The sequence below is a fragment of the Isoptericola sp. NPDC057559 genome (genome assembly GCF_042801555.1).
Taxonomy (GTDB): domain Bacteria; phylum Actinomycetota; class Actinomycetes; order Actinomycetales; family Cellulomonadaceae; genus Isoptericola.
Map to the genome: position 1 here is coordinate 55417 of NZ_JBHVFQ010000014.1, position 21086 is coordinate 76502.

Consider the following 21086-nt stretch of genomic DNA (forward strand, 5'->3'; position numbering starts at 1 on the left):
AACCGAGCCCGGCCCGCCGCCGCGCCTCGCGCGACGGGTCGAGAGCCGGGCAGCACCTTGGAGCACCCATGAGACGCGCCCTCACCGTGGTGGCCGCAGCAACGTCGGCGCTGCTGCTCGCCGCCACCCCCGCCGTCGCGCACGGCAAGCCCACGCCCCGCCCGCCGACCGTCACGACCATCGCCTCCGGCCTGGTCTCCCCGCTGACGCTCGCCGCAGGCCCCCGGGGCCACACCTTCGTCACCCAGAACTTCGCCGGGCTGCTCACGAACGTCGCCCGGGACGGCTCCACCGACGTGATCTACTCCTCCGGCGGCAACGAGGTCGGTGGCGTGTCGTTCAAGGGCCGCACGGTCACCTTCACCCAGACGGTGCTCAGCGGCCCGCAGGAGCCCATCGGCTCCAGCCTCTGGAAGCTGCGCGTGGACCGGAAGGGCGACCCGGTCGGTCAGGCCCGGCAGGTCGCGGACCTGCGGGCCTTCGAGAACGCCCACAACCCGGACGGGCACGTGACCTACGGCCTGCGCCACGCCCCGAAGTCGTGCCTGGACCAGTTCCCGGCGGACATGCCCGGGAGGTACAAGGGCCTCGAGGACTCGCACCCGTACGGCACCACGACCAAGCACGGCACCACCTACGTGGCCGACGCCGGCATGAACGCGATCGTGTCGGTGAGCGAGCGCGGCCGGGTACGCACCGTCGCGGTGCTGCCGGCCCAGCCCGCGGTGGTGACGGCCGAGGCCGCCGCCGCGAACGGGATCCCGGAGTGCGCCGTCGGCCTGACCTACTGGTTCGAGCCCGTCCCCACGGACGTCGAGGTGGGGCCGCACGGCAAGCTCTACGTGACCACCCTGCCGGGCGGGCCGGAGGACGCGAGCCTCGGGGCCCGGGGCGCCGTCTACACGGTGGACCCGCGCTGGGGCTCGGTGCACCGGGCGGCGAAGGGCTTCGCCGGCGCCACCAACGTCGCGGTCTCGTCGCGGGGTGACGTGTACGTCGCCGAGCTGTTCGGCGGCAGGATCACGCGGGTGACGCACCACGGGAACCGCACCGTGGTCGAGACGCCGCTGCCCGCCGGGCTCGAGTGGGACCACGGCGACCTCCTGGCCACCACGAACGCGCTGCCCGCGGACGACGCGCCGCCGGACGGCCACCTGGTGCGGATCGACCTGCCCAGGTCGTACGGGCACGGCCACTGACGGGCGACGCCCTCCGACCCTGCCCCACGACGTGGGGCAGGGTCGGGCTCGTCGGGTCAGGGCGTGAGCACCCGCGCCTGCTGCTGCGCGAGGACGCTGAGCTCGGCGGCCTTGAACGCGTGCTCCTGCGTCATCGCGTTCTCGGTGCGCTCGAGGCAGTCGAGGATGAGCCGCCCGAAGTAGGGGAAGCCGACCTGGCCGTTCGCGACCAGGTGGTGCTCGCCCTTCCCGTCGACGAGGAACACGTGCCCGCCGCCCTCGCCGGTGCCGACGTTGACGTACTTGCGCAGCTCGATGTACCCGTCGGTGCCGAGGATGATCGTGCGGCCGTCGCCCCACGTGCTCAGCCCGTCCGGCGTGAACCAGTCGACGCGCACGTAGCCGGTGGCGCCGTTGTCCATGACGATGCCGGCCTCGCCGAAGTCGTCCAGCTCCGGGTGGTCCGGGTGGTGGTAGTTGGCGATCGCCGCGTGGCTGATCTCCGCGTCCTTCGCCCCCGCGTAGTGCAGCATCTGGTCGAAGTTGTGGCTCCCGATGTCGCACAGGATGCCGCCGTACCTGTCCTTCTCGAAGAACCAGTCGGGGCGGCCGGTGCCGAGCCGGTGCGGGCCCAGGCCGATGACCTGCAGCACCCGGCCGATCGCCCCGCGGTCCACGAGCTGCTCGGCGAGCACGGCGGCCTCGACGTGGATCCGCTCGGAGTAGTAGACGGCGTACTTCTGGCCCGTGCGCGCCGTCGCCTCGCGGGCGGCGGCGAGCTGCTCGAGCGTCGTCAGCGGCGCCTTGTCGGTGAAGTAGTCCTTGCCGGCCTCGATGACCCGCAGGCCCAGCGGCGCGCGCTCGGAGGTGACCGCGGCGCCCGCGACGAGGCGCACCTCGGCGTCGTCCAGGATCTCGGCCTCGCTGCGCGCGACCCGGACGTCCGGGAACTTCCTGCGCATCGTCTCGACCTTGGCCGGGTCGGGGTCGTAGACCCACTTGAGCGTGCCGCCGGCGCCCGCGAGGCCCTCGCACATGCCGTACACGTGGCCGTGGTCGAGGCTCGTCGCGGCGAAGACGAACTCGCCCGGCTCCACCACGGGAGCCGGCACCGGCTCCGGCGCGTACGCGGCGCCGCTGGCGCCGCCGGTCGGGTTCGCGCTCATGCCTTGGCCCCCACGATGATCTTGCCGGGCAGCTCGCCCACGGACGCGGTCTTGGAGAAGAAGTGCGGGGCGCGCTCGACGAGCGTGCCGGTGCGGTAGTACGGGTCGTCGGCGCTCAGCGGCAGGTCCACGGTGCGGCGCTCGACGCCCGCCTCGTAGATCCCGGTGACCAGCTCGATGGCGCGCCGGCCGTCCTCGCCGGTGACGGCGGGGCGACGGCGCTCGCGCACCGCGGCGAGCATGTCGCCGATCTGCCCGGCGTGGCCCGTGTGCTCCAGCGGGCGGTGCGCCGCGGCCACCGCCTCGATCGCGGCGACGCGCTCGGCGTCCCCCTCCTTGGTCGGGAAGCCGGCGGGGTTCGCGGTCTCCGCCACGACCTTCCACGGCTGCGAGACGCGCGCGTCGCGGCCCTGCACGACGATGGCCTGCTCCTCGCCGTGGCTCACCACGGAGGCGGTCACCTCGGCGAGCGCCCGGTCGTACTGCAGCACGCTGACCGACAGGTCCTCGACCTCGGCGTTCTCGTGCGCCGCGTTGGTGAGGACGGACGTGACGGCCTTCGGCGAGCCCAGCATCCACAGGGTCATGTCGAGGTGGTGGATGGCGTGGTTGAGGGTGCAGCCACCGCCCTCGCTCTCCCACGTGCCGCGCCACCACAGGTCGTAGTACTCGGTGCCGCGCCACCAGGCCGAGCTGACCTGGGCGTGCGTGACGGGCCCGGCGAGGCCGGAGTCGAGCACCTCCTTGAGGGTGGCGATGTCGTCGCGGAAGCGGTTCTGGGCGACGACGGACAGCAGCCGGCCGTGCTTCTCGGCCGCGGCGATCATGGCGTCGCACTCCTCGAGCGACGGCGCCATCGGCTTCTCGACGAGCACGTCGACGCCGGCCTCGAGGGCGGCGACGGACAGCGCGGCGTGCGTGGAGGGCGGCGTCGCGACGCTGACGAGGTCGAGGCGTCCGATCCGCTGTTCCGCGGCGAGCATCTCGGCGGTGTCCTCGTAGACGCGGGCGCCCTCGAGCCCGAGCTCCGCGCGCATGGCCTCGGCCCGGCCGGGCGCCGGGTCGCACAGCGCGACGATCTCGCACTCGTCGCCGAAGCGCTGATAACCGGCGACGTGGGCGCGGGCGATGCCGCCGGTGCCGACGATCCCGATGGTGAGCATGGTTCCTCCGATGGAACGAGCTGGCGGTCAGGCATGATACGTATCATGCGGTGAACAGCCTGGCTGCGGGCCGCAGCCCTGTCAAGGCGAGGGACGAGGGAGGTCATACTGTGGCGATGTCCCGCCCGCCCACCAGCCGCGACGTCGCGCGCCTCGCCGGGGTGTCGCAGGCGGCCGTGTCCTACGCCCTCACCGGGCGCGGCACGATCTCGGCGGCCACCCGCGAGCACGTGCTGGAGGTGGCCCGGTCCATCGGCTACCGCCCCAACCTCGCCGCGCGGTCCATGCGCACGCGGCGGTCCGGGCGGCTCGCCGTGGTCACGGGGGCCACGCTCGACCACCAGCTCCGGCTGCTCGCCGGGGCCGGCGAGGTGGCCGAGGCCGCGGGGTACGTCATGGAGACGCACACCGTCGACGGCACGGTCGAGCAGCGGACCGCCCGCGTGCGCGAGCTCGCCGCGAGCGGCCAGTACGAGGGCGTCCTCACCCTGGTGCCCGTGCTGCCCGAGGTGCTGACCGACCCGGCCCTTGGCGCGGCCGACGACGGCGGCACCCCGGTCGTCGCCGAGGCGACGTTCGACGAGGAGATGCGCAGCCTCGGCGACCTGGCCGACGCCAGCACCGTGGAGGTGTTCGTCGGGACGCTCGTCGCCGCGGGGTACCGCCGCTTCGTGCACGTCGGCGGCCCCGACCAGTTCGCCTCCGCGCGGGCCCGGCGCGACGTCTACCTGGCGGCGGTCGCGCGCGCGGCCGCGGACCCCGCCACGGGCGACGTCGTGTCCGTCGGCGTCGTCGGTGGATCGTGGTCCGGCGACGACGCGCGCCGCGCGGTCGCCGAGATCCCCGCCGACGCGGCGCCCCTGGCCGTGATCGCCGCGAACGACTACCTCGCCGCGGGCGTGGTGCGCGGCGCCGCCGAGCGCGGCTGGTCGGTGCCGGAGGACCTCGTCGTCACCGGCTGGGACAACTTCGAGATGGGGGCGCTGATGATGCCCTCCCTCACCACGGTCGACGTGGACTTCCCCGAGGCGGGCCGGGCCGCGATGCGCACGCTGGTCGCCACGATGCGCGGCGAGCCCCGGCCGGGTCCCGGCTCGCCGATCCACCGCATCGTGTGGCGCGAGTCGACGGGAGAGCTGCCCGGCGCCCCCGCCGACGGCACCGGGGGACCTCCCCGGTGACGGCCGTACCCTGGGGCGCGTGACCGCCCCCCGCACCCTGCCGCCGTTCGCCTCCGACAACTACGCGCCCGCGCACCCGGAGGTGCTCGCCGCGGTCGCGGCCGCCAACGACGGGTACGCCGTCGCGTACGGCGACGACCCCTGGACGGCGCGCCTCGACGCCCGCGTGCGCGAGGTGTTCGGCGCGGGAGCGCTCGCCTTCCCGGTCCTCAACGGCACGGGGGCCAACGTCGTCTCGCTCACCGCGCTGTCGCCGCGCTGGGGCGGCGTCGTCGTCTCCGACGTCGCGCACGTCAACACCGACGAGAACGGCGCGCCCGAGCGGGTGGGCGGCCTCAAGCTGCTCGCCTGCCCGTCCGTGGACGGCCGGATCACGCCCGACGACGTGGCCCGGTGGGCCGGGCAGCGCGACGACGTGCACCGCGCCCACCCCGCCGTGCTCTCCCTGACGCAGTCCACCGAGCTCGGCACCGTGTACGCGCTCGACGACCTGCGCGCGCTGACCCACGTCGCGCACGACCTGGGGATGGCCGTGCACGTGGACGGCTCCCGCCTGGCGAACGCGGCGGCGGCGCTCGGCTGCTCGCTGCGCGCCCTGACCACCGACGCCGGGGTGGACGTCGTGTCCCTGGGGGCCGCGAAGAACGGCGGCATGCTCGGCGAGGCCGTCCTCGTCCTCGGGCCCGACGACGCACCGGACGCCGCGTCCGCCCGCGCCCGGGAGGCGGCGTCGGCCGCGGTGCCGTTCCTGCGCAAGGCGACGATGCAGCTCGCGTCCAAGACGCGGTTCGTCTCCGCGCAGCTCCTCGCCCTGCTCGGCGAGGCGGGCGACACGGCTGGCGACACGGAGCCGCTGTGGCACCGCAACGCCGCGCAGGCCAACGCGATGGCGGACCGGCTGCGGGCGGGGCTCGAGGCCCTGCCCGGCTCGGACGACGACGGCGTGCGCGTCACACGGCCCACGGAGGCGAACGCCGTCTTCGCGACGCTCCCCCGCGACGCCGCCGACCGGCTGCGCGCCGTCGCCCGCTTCTACGACTGGGCCGGCGGCGAGACGCCCGGCCGCGTCGAGGTGCGGCTCATGTGCGCGTGGGACACCACGCCGGAGACGGTCGACGCGTTCGTCGCCGCGGCGGCCGACGCCCTGGCCTGAGATCGGTCGGCCTCAGGCCGGCACCAGCTCCGCCGGCGTCTCGAAGTCCTCGAGGTCGCGCAGCCGGCGCACCGGGCTGAGGCCCACGATGAGCGGGCCCAGCAGCAGGACGAACGCCGAGCCGAGCAGCACGGCCCGGCTGCCCACGTGCGCGGCGAGCACGCCGGCCGCCAGCGAGCCGAGCGGGATCATGCTCCAGGACACGAACCGGACGGTCGCCATCACGCGGGACAGCAGCGCGGGCGGGCTGGCCACCTGGCGGTAGGTGCGCGTCACGACGCTGCCCGGCACCACGGACGCGCCGAACACGAGCGTCCCGAGGGCGAAGCACAGCCAGCCGAGGGTGCCGGCCCCGAGCGGGATCAGCAGGGCACCGGCGAACCCGAACAGCCCGTCGACCAGCAGCACGCGAGCCGACCCGAACCGGCGCACGAGCCACGGCGTGGCGGCCGCGGCGAGGAGCGAGCCGACGCCGTCGGCGGCGAGCAGCACGCCGACCATCGCGGGCGGGGCGTCGAGGTCGCGCACCAGGTAGAGGGCGAACAGGCCGGCCTGGACGCCGCACACGAGGTTCACCGCGCAGGCCCACCAGGTGGCCGGCGCCATGACGGGGTGCCGCACGACGAACCGCCAGCCCTCGGCGATCATCCGGCCCATGCCGGGGCGCGTCTCGCCGTCGCCCGGGGCGGGCTCGCGCCGCTCGGGCAGGCGCCGCAGCAGCAGCGCGGACGCGACGTACGAGGCGACGTCGACCAGCAGCGCGGGCACCGCCCCGACGGCCTGCACGAGGAGGCCGGCGACCGACGGGCCGCCGAGCTGCGTGGCCGCCTGCGTGCCGGAGACGAGGCTGTTGCGGCTGGTCAGCTCGTGCTGCGGCACCACGGTGGGCAGGAACGTGGTGTTGGCGGTGAAGAAGAACACCTCGGCGATGTTGACCGCGAGCGCCGCGAGGACGAGGTGGGTCAGCGAGAGCTCGCCCAGCCACCAGACGAGCGGCAGCGCGAGGACCGCCGCCGCCCGGACCAGGTCGGCCACGACCTGCGTGGCGCGCAGCGGGAGCCGGTGCACGATCGCGCCGGCCGGCAGCCCGAGCACCACCCAGGCGAGGTACGACGACGCGGCCAGCACGCCGGTCTCCACGGGTCCGGCGTCGAGCACGGTCACCGCCGTGAGCGGCAGCGCGACGGCGGTGACCGCCGTGCCGACCCCGCTGGTGGTGCTCGCGGCCCAGTAGGTCCAGAACGGCCGTGCACTCGTGGCCACGGGCCACCTCCTCGCTGCGGGACGACGCCGCCGGGAACAGGCGGTGCGGCGCCGTCGTTGGTAAGTTCCAGAATGGAACTTACTCCACGACGCGGGATGGACGCACACCCCGGCCCGGCGAGAGGATGACCACCATGCGCCGCGAGGACCTTGTCGACAGCTCGTGCGGCATCGCGCAGTCCCTCGGCGTCGTCGGCGACTGGCAGAGCCTGCTGATCGTCCGCGAGGCCGCCGCCGGCATCACCCGGTTCGAGGGCTTCGACCGCGAGCTCGGCCTGTCTCGACGGGCGCTCAGCGAGCGGCTCGGGTCGCTCGTGGAGCACGGCGTGCTCGAGAAGGTGCCCTACTCCGACCGGCCGCCCCGCCACGACTACCGGCTCACGGCGCGCGGCGAGGGGCTGCTCCCCGTGCTGCTCGCCCTGCAGGAGTGGGGCACGCGGTTCGTCATGGGGGACGGCACGCTGAGCGGCGACCTCGGCGACGGCGACCTCGCCCGCGCACGCGCGCTGGAGGGCACGCGGGTGCCCGACGTCGCGCTCACCGCCCACGACGGCTCCACCGTGCACCTCGTCGACCCGGACCGCTGGACCGCGCTGTTCTTCTTCCCCGGCGCCTACGCCCCCGGCACCCACGGGTACCCGCCCCACTGGGGCGACGTGCCCGGCACCAGCGGCTGCACGCTCGAGTGCGTCACCTACGGACGCCGGCACGCCGACCTCGACGCCGCGGGCGCGCGGGTGCTCGGCGTGAGCACCCAGCACCCCGAGCAGCAGGCGGCGTTCGCCGCGCACGCGGACCTGCCCTACCTGCTCGCGTCCGACCAGGACGGCCTCGCCGCCTCCGCGCTGCGGCTGCCCCTGTTCCGGGCGGGCGGCGCGGACCGGCTCAAGCGGGTCACCCTCCTCGTGGACCCGGCCGGCGTCGTGCGGCACGTGCAGGCGCCCGTGACCGACCCGGCGCAGTCGGTCGACGACGTGCTCGGCCTGGTGCGCGAGCTCGCCCGCGACGGGGCACCCGCCCAGCCCCGGGGATAGGGTCGAGACCTACCGGAGCCGGCGGAAGGAAACCCCCCATGACCAGCCCCAGCAGCGCGTCCCCGCACCGCTACCCGCACGTCGCGGAGGCGTCGATCCACGTGACCCAGCCGCCCGAGCGGGTGTGGGCCGAGCTCATGCACCCGGGCGCGCGGTGGATGCTGGGCGCGAACATCGAGACGGACTTCCAGCCCGGCAGCCCGGTGACCTTCGAGGGGCACTTCTTCGGCCGCCAGTTCGCCGACAAGGGCGTGGTGATCGCCGTCGAGCGCCCCCGGCTGCTGCACTTCACCCACTTCTCGCCGCTGGCGGAGCTCGCGGACGTCCCGGACAACTACCACGAGATCCGCATTCTTCTCGAAGCGGACGAGACGGGTACCGTCGTGTCCGTGCGACAGGAGAACATCGACACGGCCCAGCACGCGAGCAGCTCGCAGGCGCACTGGCAGGACGCGCTGGCCACCCTCGCCCATCGCGACGGTGCCCCTGCCCGACGGGCGTGACCCCCCGCCGCGGGGCCGCCCGCCTCGCCGCGCTCCTCGCCGCCGGAGCCCTCCTCGCCGCCTGCTCGGGCCCGGCGGGCGAGCCGTCGCCGGCGCCCGGGACGTCGTCGGCGCCGCCCGCGACCAGCGCCCCGCCGTCGCCCACCCCCTCCCCGACGCCCACCGCGACGACGAGCCCCACCCCGACGGCTTCGGGCAGCCCCGAGCCCACCGGCGAGGCCACCGAGAGGCCGGACGACGTGCTCGCCGGCTGGACGCTGCGGCAGAAGGTGGGCCAGCTGGTCATGGTGGGCGTGTCGCTGAGCGACCCGGCCGCCGTGAGCGCCGACGCGATCCGCGACGACCACGTGGGCAACGTCTTCCTGCACGGCCGCAGCACCGCGGGCGTCGAGGCCACGCGCGACCTCGTGGACCGGTACACCGCGCTGGTCTCGGCCCGCTCCACGCACGGCACCCCCCTGCTCGTGGCGACCGACCAGGAGGGCGGCAAGGTCCAGGTGCTGCGCGGCCCGGGCTTCTCCGACATGCCGGAGGCCACGGAGCAGGCCACGTGGAAGCCCGCCACGCTCCGGGAGCGCGCGCGGGGGTGGGGCGACGAGCTCTCCGACGCCGGCGTGAACCTCAACCTCGCGCCCGTGATGGACCTGGTCGACGAGGCCGACGCCGCGGACAACCCGCCCATCGGCTACTTCCACCGCAACTACGGGTACACGCCGAAGAGCGTGGTGCGCTCCGCGGACGCGTTCGCCGCGGGGCAGCGCGCGGCCGGCGTCGAGCCCGTGATCAAGCACTTCCCGGGGCTCGGCCGCGTCACGTCCAACACGGACACCACCGCCCACGTGACCGACGACGTCACCACCCGCGACGACCCGTCCGTCGACGTCTTCGCGCAGGGCATCGACGCCGGAGCACGGTTCGTGATGATGTCCACCGCCGTCTACGACGAGATCGACCCCGACGCCCCCGCCGCCTTCTCCCCCGTCGTCGTCGGCGACCTCCTGCGCGGCGAGCTCGGGTTCGACGGCGTCGTCATGACCGACGACCTCTCCGCCGCCGTGCAGGTGCAGGGCTGGTCGCCCGGCCGGCGCGCCGTCGAGGCCGTCGACGCGGGCGTGGACCTGGTGCTCGCGTCGGCCGACCCGTCCGTCGCGCCCGCCATGGCGGACGCCCTCGTGGCGAAGGCCCGCAAGGACCCTGCGTTCGCGAAGAAGGTCGACGCGTCCGCGCGCCGCGTGCTCGCCGCCAAGGCCGACCTCCCCGGCTGACCCCGGCGAGCATCGAGCGGCCGCCCGGGTCCGCCGGCCGCGAACACCGTTGCGCGGCGCGACGGTCGGGTCTTGGCTGACGGGATGACCAGCACAGCGCCCGGTGTCCCGGACCCGGCGGAGCTCCACCAGGTCGCCTCGTCGTTCGGCGTCGACGCGGAGGGCTACGACCGCGCCCGGCCGCGGTACCCGGACGCGCTGATCGCGGCCGTCGCCGCGGCGGCGGGCCGGGTCGCGGCGGCGGGGCGGGCGCCGCGCGTGCTCGACGTCGGGGTGGGCACGGGGATCGTCGCGCGGCAGCTGCGGGCCGCCGGGTGCGACGTGCTCGGGGTGGACGTCGACGACCGGATGGCGGAGGTCGCGCGGCGCGACGGCACCGAGGTCGAGGTCGCCCGGTTCGAGGAGTGGGACCCGGCGGGGCGCTCGTTCGACGCCGTGACCGCCGGCCAGACGTGGCACTGGGTGGACCCCGACGCGGGGGCGGCGCGCGCCGCCGACGTCCTGCGCCCCGGCGGGGAGCTCAGCGTGTTCTGGAACGCGGGCGACCCGCCGCCGGACCTCGCCGCGGCGTTCGCGGCCGTCTACGCGCGGGTGCTGCCGGGGTCGCCGATGGCGACGGCGGGGACGAGGACGTCGATCGACGGCTACGCGCCGATGGTCGCCCGGGCCGCCGACGGGGTGCGCGCCGGCGGCCGGTTCGCCGAGCCCCGGGAGCACCGCTTCGACTGGGAGCGCACCTACACGCGCGACGAGTGGCTCGACTGGGTGCCCACGACCGGCCTCGCGACCCGCCTGCCGGCCGAGCAGCTGCGCGCCGTCCTGGACGGGCTCGGGGCGGCGATCGACGACGCCGGGGGCAGCTTCGTGCAGCGGGGGTTCACGCTCGCGCTCACGGCCGCCCGCGCCTGAGCACCCCGCCGCCCACCCGCGTCCAGCCTTCGCCGCGGGCGGGCGCCCGCCGGCGGGGCGACGATCGAGCATGGCCCGCACGGCCGGCGAGGTGCTCACCGACGCGATCCGTTCCCAGGCGGAGGCGATCCTGCGCGGTCACGACGACGTGCGCGTCGCGGCCTCGGGCCCCGGCGCGCCCGAGGCGGTGCACGACGCGCGCGTGGCGGTCCGGCGGCTGCGGGGTACCCTCCGCGCGTTCTGGCCGTTCCTGGACCCGGAGGACGGCACGCTCGACGCGCTGACGTGGTGGGTGCGCACGCTCGGGGCGGCGCGCGACGCCGAGGTGCGGCGCGCGGGGCTCGCGACCCTCGCCGCCGACCTCGTCGAGGCGGCCCCCCGGGTGCGCGGGGGGATCGTGGCGCTCGACGGCGCGCTGCGGGCCGCGCACGACGACGCACGGGAGGGAGTGGCGGAGGCGCTCGCGTCGCCCCGCTGCCGGGACCTCACGGCGCGCCTGGACGCCCTCGCCGTCGCGCCGCCGCTGGCGGGCGACCCGGGTGCCGGGGCCGCGACGGCGTTGCGCCCGGGCGTCGAGCACGAGCTGGCGCGGGTGCGGCGCCGCGCGGGACCGGTGGTGTCGTGGGCGGAGCCGTGGGACGGCCCCCGCCCGGCGCCGGAGGCCGTGCACCGGCTGCGCAAGGCCGCGCGCCGCGCGCGCTACGCCGCCGAGGTGCTCGCCACCTCGGGGGACGCCGCGACCGACCGGTGGGCCGCCGACGTCGCCGACCGCCACCGCGGCCTGCAGGACCTGCTGGGCACCGTGCACGACGCCGACGTGCTGCGCGCGACCCTCGCCGGCCTGTCCGGGCCGCGCACGGGCGCCGCCGTCGCGGCGTGCACCGCCCTGGGCGACGAGCGCGCCGCGCGGGCTCTCGCGGCCGCCGCCGAGGACCTCGCCCGCTGACCTGTTCCCTTCGAGGGGACGGTCAGTGGCCGCCGGAGACCAGGAAGACCAGGCCGAAGGCGATGGCGCCGACCACGACGCCCATGCAGGCGATCGCGCCGGCGAGGCGGGCCGGCGACGGGCGCGGGATGGCGATGACGCGCGGGCCGGGGGCGTCGGCGTCCGACGCGGTGCCGGCCGCGGGGGCCTCCGTGGTGGTGCCGGCCAGCAGCCGCAGCCCGAGGGCGAACAGCGCGGGGATGCCGGCGCCGATGATCAGCCCGGCGACGAGCACCTGGCCGAGGGCGCCCCACTCGATGAAGTCGGTCATGCTCCCACCTTCTGGTTCGACGCGGTGCCGACGGAGGACACGGCCCCGACGGCGGGGGCGACGGACGACGCGGTGGCGACCGCGGGGACCGGCGCGACGCGCTCGCCGCCGGCCTCGCCCGTGGTGGCGGCCACGGCCTCGACGGACGCGCCCTTCTCCTCGTCCCAGGCCTCGTTGACGTTGGTGTGGTCGACCGGCTTGCGGCGCGACACCATCCAGATCGCGGCGGAGACGACCACCAGGAGCGCGAAGACGGCGAGCGTGCCCGCCGTGCCGCCGATGGACGACTCGAGCCAGTGGCACAGGGCACCGACCAGGCCGGCGGCCGGGAGGGTCACCATCCAGGCCACGAACATGCGGCCCGCGACCTTCCAGCGCACGGTGGCGCCCGGCATGCCGACGCCGGAGCCGAGCACGGAGCCGGTGGCGACGTGCGTCGTGGAGAGCGAGAAGCCGAAGTGGCTGGACAGCAGGATGACGGCGGCGGACGACGTCTCGGCGGCCATGCCCTGGCGGGTGTCGATCTCGACGAGGCCCTTGCCGAGCGTGCGGATGACGCGCCAGCCGCCCAGGTAGGTGCCGAGCGCCATGGCGACGGCACAGCTGATGATGACCCAGAACGGCACGCCCGAGTCGGCCGGGACGGCGCCGCCCGCGATGAGCGCGAGCAGGATGATGCCCATCGACTTCTGCGCGTCGTTGGTGCCGTGCGCCAGGGAGACGAGCGACGCGGAGCCGATCTGGCCCCAGCGGAAGCCGCGGTTGGTGACGTCCTGCGGGACGCCGCGGGTCAGGCGGGCCACGAGCCAGGTGCCGAGGCCGGCCACCGCGATCGCGACGACGGGGGCGATGAGGGCGGGCACCAGCACCTTGGCGACGACGCCGGACCACAGCACGCCCGACGTGCCGACGGCGGCGAGCACCGCGCCCACCATGCCGCCCACGAGGGCGTGCGAGGAGCTGGACGGGATGCCGAGCAGCCAGGTGATGAGGTTCCAGACGATGCCGCCGACCAGCCCGGCGAGGACGACGGGGAGCGTGATGACTCCCGCGTCGACGATGCCCTTGGCGATCGTGGCGGCGACGGCGAGGGAGAGGAACGCGCCGACGAGGTTGAGGACGGCGGACAGCGCGACGGCGGTCCGGGGCTTGAGGGCTCGGGTGGCGATGGAGGTGGCCATCGCGTTGCCCGTGTCGTGGAACCCGTTCGTGAAGTCGAACGCGAGGGCCGTCACGACGACGAGCGCGAGCAGAAGCGTCTCGGTCACGGCACCCATCGTGGGGGGTGAACCTGAGGGTTTTCGACCGCCCGTCGACCGTTCGGTGAACTGTTCCGGGACTGTTCACCTGTTGTTCATCTTGGGGCGGCGTGTCGACGTCGCGCGTGGCGCGGCCGACCCGCGCGGGCCCACCCGGGCTCAGTCGCGGGGGCGCAGCAGGGGCGGGTCGATGACGGCGGGGACGACCGCGGGGCCGTCGTCCGGCCGCTCGGCGCGGTCGTCGGGGCCGCCCGGGGTGGCGCCTCGCGCGGCCCGGTAGAGCGCCGCGGGGCGGCCCGCCCCGCCCGAGGTGGAGCGGCCGGTCTCCTCGAGCAGCCCGGGGGTTCCGGTGGCCTTGCGCGAGAAGTTGCGCGGGTCGAGGCGCACCCCCCAGACCGCCTCGTAGACGCGCCGGAGCTCCGCGACGGTGAACTCGGGCCCGCAGAACGCCGTGGCGAGCGGGGAGTACTCGAGCTTGGACCGGGCGCGCTCGACGCCGTCGGCCAGGATGCGCGCGTGGTCGAACGCGAGGGTCGCCGCGCCGTCGAGCAGGTCCGCGACGGGGTGCCAGGCCGCGGCGCCGGCGTCGGAGCCGGGGCGCACGACGCCGAAGTCGGGCGCGAGGAGCAGGTGCGCCACCGCCAGGACGGGGCCGCGCGGGTCGCGGCCGAGGGGCCCGTACGTGCCGAGCTGCTCGAGGTGCCCGGGCGGCACGACGCCGGTCTCCTCCTCGAGCTCGCGGGTGGCCGCGGCGGCGAGCCGCTCCCCCGGCAGCACGAACCCGCCGGGCAGGGCGAGCGCGCCGCGGTAGGGGTCGACGCCGCGCTCGACGAGGAGCACCTGCAGCGCGTGGTCGCGCACGGTGAGGGCGACGACGTCCACCGTCACGGGCAGCAGCGCGGCGCCCGGGGGCACCGTCGTGCCGCCGTCGCGCGCCGGTGCGTCCTGGTCCGCTCGTCCCATGGCCGCCACCCTACCCGCTTTGTCGTCAGGTTGACGAGAACTCGCGACGCTGGTTATCGTCAGCGTGACATCAATTAATTGTCACTCTGACGAGAAAGAAGGACCGTCATGGCCACCGTCCGCAGCTACCCCTGGACCCGGCACTTCCTCGGCAGCCCCACGGGGCACGTCGTGCACCTGCGCCGCGGCCGGGTCGCCCACGAGGGCGTCGGGCAGGCCTTCTGGTTCCGGCCCACGACGTCGGTGCTCAGCGAGGTGCCCGTGGACGACCAGGAGCTCCCCGTCTTCTTCCACGCCGTGACCGCCGACCACCAGGACGTCACCGTCCAGGCCAACGTCACCTACCGGTTCGCGGACCCCGTCACGGCCTCGCAGCGGCTCGACTTCGCCGTCGACCCCCACGACGGCGCCACCAGCACCGCGGGCCGCGACCAGGTCACGACCATCGTCGGCCAGCTCGCCCAGAGCCACGCCACCGACGTGCTCGCCGCCATGACCCTCGCCGAGGCCATGACCTCGGGGGTGCCCCGCGTCCGCGCCCTCCTCACCGAGGAGCTGCCCACCGACCCGCGGCTCGTCGCGACCGGCATCGCCGTCGTCGGCGTCCAGGTCCTCGCCGTCCGCCCCGAGAAGGACGTCGAGCGCGCCCTGCAGACCCCTGCCCGCGAGCACGTGCAGGCCGAGGCCGACCGGGCCACGTACGAGCGCCGGGCGCTGGCCGTCGAGCGGGAGCGCGCCATCGCCGAGAACGAGCTGGCCAGCAGGATCGAGCTCGCCACCCGCCGCGAGCGCCTCGTCGCCCAGGAGGGCGCCAACGCCCGCCGCGAGGCCGAGGAGCAGGCCGCGGCCGCGATGGTCGAGGCCCGGGCGCGGGCGGAGCGCTCGCGGCTCGAGACCGACGCCCGGGCCGAGCAGGTGCGCACGGTCGGCGAGGCGGAGGCGGCGGCCGAGAGCGCCCGGATGGCCGCCTACGCGGAGGCCGGCCAGAGCACGCTGGTCGCCCTGGCGCTGCGGGACGCCGCCCGGTCGTTGCCCGAGGTGCAGCACCTCACCGTCACCCCGGACCTGCTCACCGGCGTGCTGGGCACCCTGGTGGGCGGCGCGCTGGGCGGCGACGCCCCGGCCCGGAAGGCGGCCTGACGATGCTGCGCCGCCGGGCGGTCGTCGTGCACCGCCGCACCGAGCTCGACGAGCTGCTGGACCGGCACGGCACCCGCGGCCAGGCGGAGTTCTTCCTCCGCACGCGGGGCCGCACGCTCGCCGAGGTGCAGGAGCGGCACGACACGCTGGCGGCCGCCCGCGACGCCGTGGTGGCGGCCCTGCCCGCCGGGTGGGCGCGGGCGGACGTGGAGCGGGCCGACCTGTCGCGGTTCCTGGTCGCGCCGGAGGACGTCGTCGTGGTGGTCGGCCAGGACGGCCTCGTCGCGAACGTCGCGAAGTACCTGGACGGCCAGCCGGTGCTCGGCGTCGACCCCGAGCCCGGCAGCAACGCGGGCGTCCTGGTGCGGCACTCGGTGGCGGCCGCCGCGCGCCTGCTCCGCGGCCTGGACGGCGAGCCGCCGGCGCGCTCCGGCGCCCCGGACCTCGCCGCCCTGCTGCCGGTCGACGCGCTCACGACGGTGCGCGCGGACCTCGACGACGGGCAGCGCCTCACCGCGCTCAACGAGGTGTTCGTGGGCCACCCGTCGCACCAGAGCGCGCGGTACGCGCTGCGCTGCGCGGCGGGCACGGAGCGGCAGTCGTCGTCGGGCCTGCTGGTGGCGACGGGTACCGGCGCCACGGGCTGGTGGGCGTCGCTGGCGCACGACCGCGGCGGGCGCGCCGCACCGGGCCGGACGGACGACCGGCTCGGCTGGTTCGTGCGCGAGGCGTGGCCGTCGCCCGGCACGGGCACGTCGCTCACCGAGGGCACGGTGGAGCCCGGGGACGAGGTGGCGCTCACCGTCGCCTCCGACCGGCTCGTCGTCTTCGGCGACGGCATGGAGGACGACCGGCTGGTCGCCACCTGGGGGCAGACCGTGACGGTGCGCGCGGGCGCCCAGCCCCTACGGCTCGTGCGGCCCTGACCTCGCCGACGCCGCCGGGGGCGCCGTCCCCCCGTAGTGGGCCGCCAGCCGCGCCATCCCCTCGTCGACGCCCACGGCGGGCGTCCAGCGCAGGTCGCGGCGCGTCGCGCGCTGGTCGAACCAGTGTGCGGTGGACAGCTGCTCGGCGAGGAAGCGCGTCATCGGCGGCTCGTCGGCGCCGGGGCGCACGCGCCACAGGGCCTCGACGAGCCCGCCCGCGGACCGTGCCAGGCCGGCGGGCACGCGCCACGCGGGCGGCGTGACGCCCGCGGCGCGGCAGATGCCGGCGAGCAGGTCCGCGACGGTGCGCGGCTCGCCGTTGGTCAGCACGTAGGCGCGGCCGCCCACGACGTCGGGCGCGTCGTCGAGGCGGTCGAGGGCGGCGAGGATGCCGTCGGCGGCGTTGTCCACGTAGAGGGTGTCGATGAGCGCCGCGCCGTGCCCGAGCAGCGGCAGCCGCCCGTGGCGCGCGCGGTCGACGACGCGCTCCACGAGCTGCGTGTCCCCCGGCCCCCACACGATGTGCGGGCGCACGGCGACCACGCGGGGCCCGCCGCCGACGCCGTCCCGGCCCAGCGCGAGCACCTCGGCCGCGGCCTTGGTCCGCGCGTACTCGCCGCGGGCACGCTCGGGGTCCGCGGGCGTGGCCGGCACGCCCACCAGCGACGCCCCCAGGTGGGCGACGGACGGGGACGACACCTGGACGAACCGCGCCACCCCCGCGCGCTCGGCGGCGTCGAGCAGGGCCCGCGTGCCGCCCACGTTCACCTCGCGGAACTCGGCGGGGTCCCCGGCCAGCGACACCTTGGCGGCGAGGTGCACCACGGCGCCGACGCCGTCGACGGCGCGCGCGACGACGTCCGGGTCGGTCACGGTGCCGAGCACGTCCGCCGCGCCCCGGACGCCGGACGGCCGCCGCTGCAGGGTGCGCACGTCGTCCCCGCGGGCCACGAGCGCGCGGGCCACCGCGCCGCCGAGCAGCCCCGACGCGCCGGTCACGAGGACGGTCGGCCGGGCGGTCACGGCGCCCCCCACCGGCCGCCGGTGAGCACGCCGTCCGCCCAGGCGGCGAGGCGGGCGCGGTCGACCTTGGAGTTGTGCCGCACGTCGGTGGGCATCCGCGGCACCACCAGCACGGCCGCGAGCCGCACGGGCGACGCCGCGCGGACGGCGGCCGCGAGCGCCTCGGGCGCGAGCGCGGGGCGCCGCACGCCTTCCACGGTCTCGACCACCGCCACGGGCTGCTGCAGCCCGGCCGGGCCGACCCCGACGACGGCGGCGCGCCGCACCTCGGGGACGCGCTCCACGTGCTGCTCGGGGCCCACCGGCGCGAGCGGGCCGTCGGCGGTGCGCAGCACGTGCGACAGGCGGCCCTCGATCCACAGCCGGCCCTGGTCGTCCAGGTGCCCGACGTCGCCGGTGCGGTGCCAGCGCCCGGGCGGGGTGTCCCGCTCCGCGGCCAGGTCCGTGAGCCACAGGCGGTCGTAGCGCTCCTTGAGGTGGCCGGCGCGCACCAGCACCTCGCCGAGCACGCCCGGCGCGGCGGACGGCGCGCCGGTCGCCGCGCCGTCGGCGTCGAGCGCGCTCACCAGCACCTCGCCGCCGCCGACGGGCCGGCCCACGCAGACGCCGTCGTCGGGCGCCGCCGCGGCCTGCCGGATGCCGTCGAGCGTGACGTCGGTGACGAGCAGGCACTCCGTCATCCCGTACGGCGTGTGCGCGGTCGCGGCGGGCATGAGCTCGGCGGCCGAGCCCAGCAGCGCGGCGGAGATCGGCGCCCCCGTGGACAGGAACGTGCGCACGCGGCCGAGGGCGGCGCGGTCGTCGTCGTCCAGCGCGTCCGCCGTCGCCACGACGTTGAGGATCGCGGCCGGGGAGAGGAAGACGATGCGCGCGTCGGAGGCCCGGACGGCGTCGGCGACGGCGCGGGCCGTGAGGGTCCGCGGCGAGGACACGTCCATGCGCGGCGTCACCGACCGCGTGCCCAGGGCGGGGCCGAGCAGCGCGAAGGGCGCGAAGCCGGTGACCAGGCCGGTCCCGGGCCCGACGTCGAAGTGCGCCGCGAGCGCGTCGCGCAGGGCCGACAGCTCGGCGTGCCGGTAGACGACGCCCTTGGCCGGGCCCGTCGAGCCGGAGGTGAACAGCACGGCGGCCTCGTCGTGCGGGCCGGGCTCGGGCGGCAGGTCCCGGCCCTCGCCCGCGCGGGCGACGTCGACGAGCTCGTGCGTCACGCCGAGCGCGCGCCGCGCCGGGGCCGGGAGCGGTTCGGCGGAGATCCGCACCCCGGGCCAGCCCAGCGCCCGCGCGGCCGCCAGGCCCTTGCGCTGCGCCACGACGAACCGCGGCCACGCCCCCCGCTGCGCGCGCGTCAGCCCGCGGACACCCAGCCCGGCGTCGGCCACCACGACCACCGCGCCGATCCGCAGGCACGCGTACACCAGGGCGGTCAGCGTGGGGCCGGGCTCGACCAGCAGCGACACCCGGTCGCCCCGGCGCACCCCGATCGCGTGCAGGCCCGCGGCGACGCGCCGCACCTGCCGGTCCAGCGCCCGCCAGCTCGCCGTGAACGGCCGGCCGTCCGCGCCGTCCGTGGTCATGTCCAGCACGGCCGGGCCCGGGTCGTCGGCCCGGGCGTCCAGCCCCGCCCACAGCGGCACGAACGACGGGGAGGGGTCGGACGAGGCGGAGGGGTCGGGAAGCTCGGGCCGCCCGTCCTCCGGAAGCACCCCCGACAGGAACTCCAGCACGGGCGGTGTCCACTCCGCGTCCTCGGCGACGAGGTGGCCGGCACCGGCGAACCGGTGCACGTGCGCGTGCGGCAGCCGGCGCGCCAGGTCGTCCAGGTAGCGGTCGGAGAAGATCGGGTCGTGCGGGCCCCAGAGCATGACGGCGGGCACGGCGAGGCGCGCGACGCCGGCCGAGATGCGTGCCAGCTCGGGCGCGCTGGGGTGCGCGTCGTCGACCGGGATGTCGGCGACGAAGCCCTCGATGCCGTCGCGCTCGCCGGCGGCGAGGTAGGGCAGGCGGTACGCCGCCGCCACGTCGGCCGCGAGCCGCGGTCGGGCCAGCGCCAGCGTGGTCTCGAGGAAGGCGCGCGTGGTGCGGGTGCCGAGCCGGTGCACGGGACCCGCGAGCGCGAGCCGCAGCGGCGCCGGCACGGGCGCGTCGTCGGGCTGGTGCACCGCCGTGTTGAGGAGCGCGACGCCCGCGAGCTGGTCGGGGTGGTCCACGGCCCAGCCCAGCGAGACGACGCCGCCCCAGTCGTGGCCGAGCGTCACGACGGGCCCCGTCAGGCCCAGCGCGTCGGTGAACGCGCCGAGGTCGGCGACGCGGCGCGCCAGCGGGCGATGCTCGCCCGTCCGCCCGGACAGCCCCATCTCGAGCTGGTCGACGGCCACGACGCGCCAGGCCGGGGCGCCCGCGCGGGCTGCGGCCACGGCGTCCGTCACCAGCCGCCGCCACAGGTACGACCAGGTGGGGTTGCCGTGCACGGCGAGCACCGTGCCGACGGGCTCGACGCCGCGCGCGGCGAGCTCCGGCCCGTTGTCGAGGTAGTGCCACGACCCGCCGCGCGCGTCGGTCAGCACGTGGCTGTACCGGGGGTCGAGGCCGGGCAGGCCCGGCGGGACGGTGTCGGCGGGGCGCAGGGTGGGCACGGGGTGGGTCACGACGCCCGTCACCAGGCGAGCTCGAGCATCGCGGTGTTGATGCCCGAGCCCACGCCCATGAGCAGCACGCGGTCCCCCGCGGCGAGCGTGTCCTGCTGCTCCACGAGCGTGATCGGCACGGACGCCGGCCCCACGTTCCCCAGCCGCTCGTACGTGGTGGGCACCTTGGTGCGGTCCAGGCCGACGGCCTCGACGATCGCGTCGGTGTGCACGCGCGACACCTGGTGCGTGACGTACCGGTCCATCCCCGACCAGTCCCAGTCGGCGACGGCGTCCTTCCACGCGTCGACGACGAGCTCCAGGCCGCCGTCGAGCAGGGCCTTCGCGTCGGTGAACATGCCCTCGGTGCTGCCCACGCACAGGTCGTGGAACCGGGTCGCGGCGCGCGTCACGCCGCCCACCACGCGGTGCCCCTCGGGGTGCTCGTCCGCGCGGCCGAGCACGGCGGCGGCGGAGCCCGAGCCGAGCGTGAGCGACGCGAACTCCTGCATGAAGTCGTCGCGGCTGCGGTCCTCGCGCAGCAGCCGCTCGATGGTGCGGTCGTGGATGATGTCGGCGTCCTCGCCGTCCACGACGACGGCGTAGCGGACCTGGCCGGAGTCGATCATCCCGGCCGCGAGGCTCATCCCGTTGATGAAGCCGAGGCACGCGTTCGCGACGTCGAAGTTCACCGCAGACGACGGCAGCCCGAGCCCGTGGTGCAGCCGCACCGCGACGGACGGCTCGAGGTGCCGGCGGGTCACGGAGGTGTTGATCAGCAGGCCCACGTCGGCGGGCTCGACGCCCGCCACGCGCAGCGCCTCGTGGCCCGCGGCGACGGTCGCGTCGTCCACGTCCTCGCCCGCGGCCCACGCGCGCCGCTCGCGCACCCCGGCCACGCGTTGCAGCAGCGTGGTGGGCAGCCGCAGCCTCCGCAGCGCCGGGGCGAGCCGCCCCTGGACCTCCGCTGAGGTCCGGACGCCGGAGGGCAGGCGGCTGGTCACGGCCAGCAGCGAGACGTTGGCGAACCTGGTGGTGGCGTTCCCTGACACACGAGCTCCAGACGACCGGACGTGCGTG

General features: G+C 76.4%; 19 protein-coding genes. 10 read left to right on the top strand and 9 right to left on the bottom strand.

Annotated features, from left to right (window positions below):
• Positions 1–68: 68 nt before the first annotated feature.
• A complete protein-coding gene (locus tag ACFU5J_RS14165) occupies positions 69–1199 on the top strand; it encodes a ScyD/ScyE family protein (protein WP_430579132.1) in 1131 nt (376 codons plus the stop codon).
• Between the two features lie 56 nt (positions 1200–1255).
• On the opposite strand, the gene ACFU5J_RS14170 is transcribed toward ACFU5J_RS14165, so the two are convergent.
• A complete protein-coding gene (locus ACFU5J_RS14170) occupies positions 1256–2344 on the bottom strand; it encodes a Gfo/Idh/MocA family protein (RefSeq protein WP_430579133.1) in 1089 nt (362 codons plus the stop codon).
• Complete coding sequence (locus ACFU5J_RS14175; RefSeq protein WP_430579134.1) at positions 2341–3507, bottom strand: Gfo/Idh/MocA family protein; 1167 nt, start codon at positions 3505–3507, stop codon at positions 2341–2343. Before ACFU5J_RS14175 ends, ACFU5J_RS14170 begins: the two co-directional genes overlap by 4 nt.
• Positions 3508–3623: 116 nt before the next feature.
• Here ACFU5J_RS14175 and ACFU5J_RS14180 point away from each other — a divergent pair, with 116 nt between their 5' ends.
• Positions 3624–4688, top strand: coding sequence for a LacI family DNA-binding transcriptional regulator (locus tag ACFU5J_RS14180; protein ID WP_430579135.1), 1065 nt, complete (start codon positions 3624–3626; stop codon positions 4686–4688).
• Positions 4689–4707: 19 nt separating this feature from the next.
• Positions 4708–5841 carry a threonine aldolase family protein gene (locus tag ACFU5J_RS14185; protein WP_430573850.1) on the top strand — a complete coding sequence of 378 codons (1134 nt, stop codon included), beginning with the start codon at positions 4708–4710 and terminating at the stop codon, positions 5839–5841.
• A gap of 12 nt (positions 5842–5853) precedes the next feature.
• On the opposite strand, the gene ACFU5J_RS14190 is transcribed toward ACFU5J_RS14185, so the two are convergent.
• Positions 5854–7104, bottom strand: coding sequence for an MFS transporter (locus ACFU5J_RS14190; protein ID WP_430579136.1), 1251 nt, complete (start codon positions 7102–7104; stop codon positions 5854–5856).
• 134 nt (positions 7105–7238) lie between these two features.
• On the opposite strand from ACFU5J_RS14190, the gene ACFU5J_RS14195 reads away from it, so the two are divergent.
• The 5 genes from ACFU5J_RS14195 (at position 7239) to ACFU5J_RS14215 (ending at position 11761) form a co-directional block, all read left to right on the top strand.
• Positions 7239–8138 carry a winged helix-turn-helix transcriptional regulator gene (locus tag ACFU5J_RS14195; RefSeq protein WP_430579137.1) on the top strand — a complete coding sequence of 300 codons (900 nt, stop codon included), beginning with the start codon at positions 7239–7241 and terminating at the stop codon, positions 8136–8138.
• Between the two features lie 38 nt (positions 8139–8176).
• Positions 8177–8641, top strand: a complete 465-nt coding sequence (locus ACFU5J_RS14200) for an SRPBCC family protein (protein WP_430573847.1) — start codon at positions 8177–8179, stop codon at positions 8639–8641.
• Positions 8638–9906 (top strand): glycoside hydrolase family 3 N-terminal domain-containing protein, encoded by a 1269-nt coding sequence (locus ACFU5J_RS14205; protein WP_430579138.1) that lies wholly within the window; start codon positions 8638–8640, stop codon positions 9904–9906. The genes ACFU5J_RS14200 and ACFU5J_RS14205 overlap by 4 nt, the downstream gene beginning before the upstream one ends.
• Before the next feature lie 84 nt (positions 9907–9990).
• Entirely contained in the window at positions 9991–10815 is an 825-nt protein-coding gene (locus ACFU5J_RS14210) for a class I SAM-dependent methyltransferase (protein ID WP_430579139.1), read from the top strand.
• A 70-nt stretch (positions 10816–10885) separates the two neighbouring features.
• On the top strand, positions 10886–11761 hold the full coding sequence (locus ACFU5J_RS14215; RefSeq protein WP_430579140.1) for a CHAD domain-containing protein: 876 nt from the start codon (positions 10886–10888) through the stop codon (positions 11759–11761).
• Between the two features lie 22 nt (positions 11762–11783).
• Here ACFU5J_RS14215 and ACFU5J_RS14220 read toward each other — a convergent pair whose 3' ends face one another.
• The 3 genes from ACFU5J_RS14220 to ACFU5J_RS14230 form a co-directional block, all read right to left on the bottom strand.
• Positions 11784–12071 (bottom strand): hypothetical protein, encoded by a 288-nt coding sequence (locus tag ACFU5J_RS14220; protein ID WP_430573843.1) that lies wholly within the window; start codon positions 12069–12071, stop codon positions 11784–11786.
• Positions 12068–13348, bottom strand: a complete 1281-nt coding sequence (locus tag ACFU5J_RS14225) for an anion permease (protein WP_430579141.1) — start codon at positions 13346–13348, stop codon at positions 12068–12070. Before ACFU5J_RS14225 ends, ACFU5J_RS14220 begins: the two co-directional genes overlap by 4 nt.
• Positions 13349–13489: 141 nt before the next feature.
• Positions 13490–14293, bottom strand: coding sequence for an NUDIX domain-containing protein (locus tag ACFU5J_RS14230; RefSeq protein ID WP_430573841.1), 804 nt, complete (start codon positions 14291–14293; stop codon positions 13490–13492).
• 108 nt (positions 14294–14401) lie between these two features.
• Between ACFU5J_RS14230 and ACFU5J_RS14235 the strand changes: the two genes are divergently transcribed.
• Both ACFU5J_RS14235 and ACFU5J_RS14240 read left to right on the top strand, forming a co-directional pair.
• A complete protein-coding gene (locus ACFU5J_RS14235) occupies positions 14402–15433 on the top strand; it encodes an SPFH domain-containing protein (protein ID WP_430579142.1) in 1032 nt (343 codons plus the stop codon).
• Between the two features lie 2 nt (positions 15434–15435).
• Positions 15436–16359, top strand: coding sequence for a hypothetical protein (locus ACFU5J_RS14240; protein WP_430573839.1), 924 nt, complete (start codon positions 15436–15438; stop codon positions 16357–16359).
• On the opposite strand, the gene ACFU5J_RS14245 is transcribed toward ACFU5J_RS14240, so the two are convergent.
• The 3 genes from ACFU5J_RS14245 to ACFU5J_RS14255 are packed head-to-tail and all read right to left on the bottom strand — an operon-like array spanning position 16339 to position 21058.
• Positions 16339–17382, bottom strand: coding sequence for an NAD-dependent epimerase/dehydratase family protein (locus tag ACFU5J_RS14245; RefSeq protein ID WP_430579143.1), 1044 nt, complete (start codon positions 17380–17382; stop codon positions 16339–16341). The genes ACFU5J_RS14240 and ACFU5J_RS14245 overlap by 21 nt on opposite strands.
• Entirely contained in the window at positions 17379–20039 is a 2661-nt protein-coding gene (locus ACFU5J_RS14250; RefSeq protein ID WP_430579144.1) for an alpha/beta fold hydrolase, read from the bottom strand. The genes ACFU5J_RS14245 and ACFU5J_RS14250 overlap by 4 nt, the downstream gene beginning before the upstream one ends.
• On the bottom strand, positions 20036–21058 hold the full coding sequence (locus ACFU5J_RS14255; protein ID WP_430579145.1) for a 3-oxoacyl-ACP synthase III: 1023 nt from the start codon (positions 21056–21058) through the stop codon (positions 20036–20038). The genes ACFU5J_RS14250 and ACFU5J_RS14255 overlap by 4 nt, the downstream gene beginning before the upstream one ends.
• Between the last annotated feature and the right edge of the window lie 28 nt (positions 21059–21086).

Bases quoted from the DNA above. Each gene is read 5' to 3' on its own strand.
- ACFU5J_RS14175 (WP_430579134.1), bottom strand. From the start codon at position 3,507: ATGCTCACCATCGGGATCGTCGGCACCGGCGGCATCGCCCGCGCCCAC.
- ACFU5J_RS14200 (WP_430573847.1), top strand. From the start codon at position 8,177: ATGACCAGCCCCAGCAGCGCGTCCCCGCACCGCTACCCGCACGTCGCG.
- ACFU5J_RS14180 (WP_430579135.1), top strand. From the start codon at position 3,624: ATGTCCCGCCCGCCCACCAGCCGCGACGTCGCGCGCCTCGCCGGGGTG.
- ACFU5J_RS14170 (WP_430579133.1), bottom strand. From the start codon at position 2,344: ATGAGCGCGAACCCGACCGGCGGCGCCAGCGGCGCCGCGTACGCGCCG.
- ACFU5J_RS14235 (WP_430579142.1), top strand. From the start codon at position 14,402: ATGGCCACCGTCCGCAGCTACCCCTGGACCCGGCACTTCCTCGGCAGC.
- ACFU5J_RS14195 (WP_430579137.1), top strand. From the start codon at position 7,239: ATGCGCCGCGAGGACCTTGTCGACAGCTCGTGCGGCATCGCGCAGTCC.
- ACFU5J_RS14225 (WP_430579141.1), bottom strand. From the start codon at position 13,348: ATGGGTGCCGTGACCGAGACGCTTCTGCTCGCGCTCGTCGTCGTGACG.
- ACFU5J_RS14215 (WP_430579140.1), top strand. From the start codon at position 10,886: ATGGCCCGCACGGCCGGCGAGGTGCTCACCGACGCGATCCGTTCCCAG.
- ACFU5J_RS14240 (WP_430573839.1), top strand. From the start codon at position 15,436: ATGCTGCGCCGCCGGGCGGTCGTCGTGCACCGCCGCACCGAGCTCGAC.
- ACFU5J_RS14220 (WP_430573843.1), bottom strand. From the start codon at position 12,071: ATGACCGACTTCATCGAGTGGGGCGCCCTCGGCCAGGTGCTCGTCGCC.
- ACFU5J_RS14230 (WP_430573841.1), bottom strand. From the start codon at position 14,293: ATGGGACGAGCGGACCAGGACGCACCGGCGCGCGACGGCGGCACGACG.
- ACFU5J_RS14165 (WP_430579132.1), top strand. From the start codon at position 69: ATGAGACGCGCCCTCACCGTGGTGGCCGCAGCAACGTCGGCGCTGCTG.
- ACFU5J_RS14210 (WP_430579139.1), top strand. From the start codon at position 9,991: ATGACCAGCACAGCGCCCGGTGTCCCGGACCCGGCGGAGCTCCACCAG.